Annotated in this window: 5 protein-coding genes; all 5 read right to left on the bottom strand. The window is 47.1% G+C overall.

Features of this window, described 5'->3' with window-relative positions:
- Window positions 1–266: 266 nt before the first annotated feature.
- Complete coding sequence (locus tag L5M51_RS22650) at window positions 267–581, bottom strand: hypothetical protein (RefSeq protein WP_263174808.1); 315 nt, start codon at window positions 579–581, stop codon at window positions 267–269.
- 11 nt (window positions 582–592) lie between these two features.
- The gene (locus tag L5M51_RS22645) at window positions 593–1,039 is read right to left on the bottom strand and encodes a hypothetical protein (RefSeq protein ID WP_263174804.1); all 447 of its coding nucleotides are present in this window, start codon (window positions 1,037–1,039) and stop codon (window positions 593–595) included.
- Window positions 1,040–1,386: 347 nt separating this feature from the next.
- On the bottom strand, window positions 1,387–1,707 hold the full coding sequence (locus tag L5M51_RS22640; RefSeq protein ID WP_263174801.1) for a hypothetical protein: 321 nt from the start codon (window positions 1,705–1,707) through the stop codon (window positions 1,387–1,389).
- Between the two features lie 48 nt (window positions 1,708–1,755).
- Window positions 1,756–1,899: a hypothetical protein gene (locus L5M51_RS22635; protein WP_263174798.1), complete on the bottom strand. Its 144-nt coding sequence runs from the start codon at window positions 1,897–1,899 to the stop codon at window positions 1,756–1,758.
- A complete protein-coding gene (locus tag L5M51_RS22630) occupies window positions 1,896–3,047 on the bottom strand; it encodes a protein rep (protein WP_263174794.1) in 1,152 nt (383 codons plus the stop codon). The genes L5M51_RS22635 and L5M51_RS22630 overlap by 4 nt, the downstream gene beginning before the upstream one ends.
- Window positions 3,048–3,153 lie beyond the last annotated feature (106 nt).

Genomic DNA, 3,153 nt, shown 5'->3' with positions numbered 1-3,153 from the left:
TGTATATTTTGCTTTGTGCGATGCTTTGCCTTGCCGTATCTCTCGATGCGTTTCGGTAAATCATCAGTCAAAGAGCCTCTCTCAGATAGTTCGCCCGCCAAAGCAACTGAATCTGTTAGAGGCTTCGTTCTTTCTGAAGCCATAGTTTTTCCTTCCTTTCGTTGCACTAGTTGTACCCACTTTGTTTGTATGTATCAAGTATAAAGAGCGCCACCCCCCAACCAGTGTCCACGCAAAACGCATGAACCACAGGCTGGGCGGGGCTTCTAGATGCTTGCAGAGCGATTCGAAGGGTTCTGAATAGGAACGGTCTTAACGGTAGGAACTGAGCCTTTAGGAATGAAGAAAGTCACTACCTTGCCATTGGCAATTGCGCCAACTGGAACTGTGATTTCCTTGCCGATGTGCTGATTAAAATCTGACACGTTATGCGCTGTAAGCGTGAACATGTCTTTGCGTGTTTCACCATTCGGAAGTGAAACATCACCCAAAAGCTGGATTTTATCTTGTCCACCGAAGTCCTCTCCTGCTTTGTTTTGGCCTTTGGGCGAAACGTAGATGTTAAGCAGTTGGCCGTTCATGGTTAGCATACTCATTTCTTGTCGGCCTCTAATGGTTTGCCATTGGGGTCAATCATCCCAGCTTTCTCCAGATAAGCATTCATCTGCTCAGGAGTGAGGAAGTTGCGCCAAGTGGCATCTTCATTTTCAAAAGCGCCTGCCCAGCCAGCGCTGGCCATATGAGTAACACCATTTTTAAACAGGTGTTCAGTGGTTTCTTTGTCGGCAATAGCGGCAAGCTCAAGACGGTCTGTTTCGCTAAGGGCTGAGAACATATCCTCAGCGGCAGCATCAAGGATGGTCTGAAGGATGTTGAAACGAGTGGTGTTAAAACGTGCGGCCAGTGCGGTAAACATGCTAGCGCTAGAGGCTTTCATTCGTACGGTGATTTTAGTTTCCATAGCTTCTTCAAAGCCTCCATGTGCTTCTGAATCGTAAAAGTCTTTGACGAGCTGACCCGCGTTTGATTTAAGTTTCATTTTTCAAAATTCCGTATAGGTTCTGTTTGGGTTTTTAGCTGGAAGTTCAGCTTGAAATCTAGAATATGCTCAACTTGATGTTTAGGCAAGTTTCTAATCTGGCATCACGAGCAAAAAAATGAGGATGAGCGCTCTAGGTGAAGACTTGTATTCACCTAGAGCGCTTATCAGGGCTGATTTTGCGGGGTTTCATTTATCAGAATTGGTTTAACGATTTTATTGCCCTCGCGCATCGCTTGCTCAGGCTTCGCCGCTTACGCGCTTAGGCAATAAAAAACGGCCTGTAAGCTGGTTTTGCCTACGGCCGTTTGGCTCCTGCAGTGCTGAGGGTTTCGCTGTAAAAGCGTCTAGCAGGGCAAGGGGCTAAGAGCGCTTAGCATGGGGGCTTCCCCCATCCCCCCTTGATATCTGTTTACAAGTATCAGGCTAGAGGCTTCTTGAAGGTCGCTATTTAGCTTTTCGAGCAAGGGGAGGCAGAGGGTATGAAATTCTTCGGGCTTGAGGCTTTGATTTTGTAACATTATCAAGGCTAAGGCCATTTGCTCAGCGTCATTCACTAACTCATGAGCACGTTCTAAGGTAAGATTCGCGTTAGGCATAATCAACTCCACATAGTTGGTTGTGTTAGCCTGGGAGTGGAGTTGCTGCTCTGCTCCCAGGCGATTCATCGATGGGGCCCTTCCCGTAACGGGTCCCTTCCCATCTCTTCTATCGCTCTAGAGCCATGATAGAAATTCTTGTACTCCCTGTTCATCTGGGGTTTCCAGCTCGTAAATCATGGTTGATTCGACTTCCTCAATGGTGTCGGAGCCTTCTTCCCAAAGGTATGTCAGGCCGTTGTTACCCTCAAAGGTTTTCATTGTGCTTCCCTCTCGCGTTTCTCAACTAGCCACCACGCATTAGATCGATATTTCTCAGCTTTGGCAAGTGCATCATCTGACCGTTCATCCAATGGGCTGATAATCCGAACCTCTGGACGTTCCCCGCCCGTGTGGTGGTGATGATGCGTGACCGTATAACCTGCGTTGGTGTACTTGTAAAACAACTCGATGTAAGGGAGTTCGTCAGGTAAGAGATCATCTGTCAGTTTGTCTGGAACGCTAACGCCCCAAAATAGGCCGAATGAGCCTTGAAGGCGTTTTCCCTTCAAAATCGTATAGGCAAGGAAGTTTTCCTTTGGCGGCAAATCTGAGAACTTAAGCGCATATTTAAACACCTCCGCAAAGGACTTTGCGGGGTCTTGGGTATCAATTGGGCGGCAATCTACGATTGAAGAATCACCGGTTATGGAAAGCCATTCTTGGGACAACCGGCTTTGTGATTTTTTAAGACCGGACGCCTTAAAATCGAAGTCAATTAACTGGTCAGGGTCAACCAAAACAATCGCATGAATGTGCGGATGCCAACCCTTCTCGCTATAGGTAAACTCATAGCTGAATACAGCCCCTTCGACCTTGCAAAGCTCGTTAAAACCACGATTACGTTTGAAATACTGGCGTCGACGATCTTGATATGTTTTCCATGAGCTAACTAGATGGTCAAAGCGTTCTTGCAAATCTTCACCGTTAGCAACGGTTAAAGTTAGCAAATAAGGCACCAAACGAGGATTTTGGGAGGTTATCTCGTTAAAGCGGTCAAGATATGCCGCTAAACTCTTTGCGCCTCTCCTGATAGCGCACAAGGGGCATAGAAGGTGTTTCATGCAGAACCTCGCTTTAGCAAGCCGGGTTTCCCCGACCGTGTAGTAATTCCTAAAGACTAACCAGTTACCGCAATCCTCCAGACGACGCTGGAGACGCCCTGTATCACCGTAAAAATATTCACCCGTAGCGGGGTCGATATGTTCGACAGAACCACTCAGGTATTGTATATTTTGCTTTGTGCGATGCTTTGCCTTGCCGTATCTCTCGATGCGTTTCGGTAAATCATCAGTCAAAGAGCCTCTCTCAGATAGTTCGCCCGCCAAAGCAACTGAATCTGTTAGAGGCTTCGTTCTTTCTGAAGCCATAGTTTTTCCTTCCTTTCGTTGCACTAGTTGTACCCACTTTGTTTGTATGTATCAAGTATAAAGAGCGCCACCCCCCAACCAGTGTCCACGCAAAACGCATGAACCA

Source organism: Shewanella sp. SM73, assembly GCF_025653795.1.
Classification (GTDB): Bacteria; Pseudomonadota; Gammaproteobacteria; order Enterobacterales; family Shewanellaceae; genus Shewanella; species Shewanella oncorhynchi.
The sequence above is the reverse complement of the archived record's forward strand: the minus strand, read 5'-3'. Positions and strand labels throughout refer to the sequence as shown.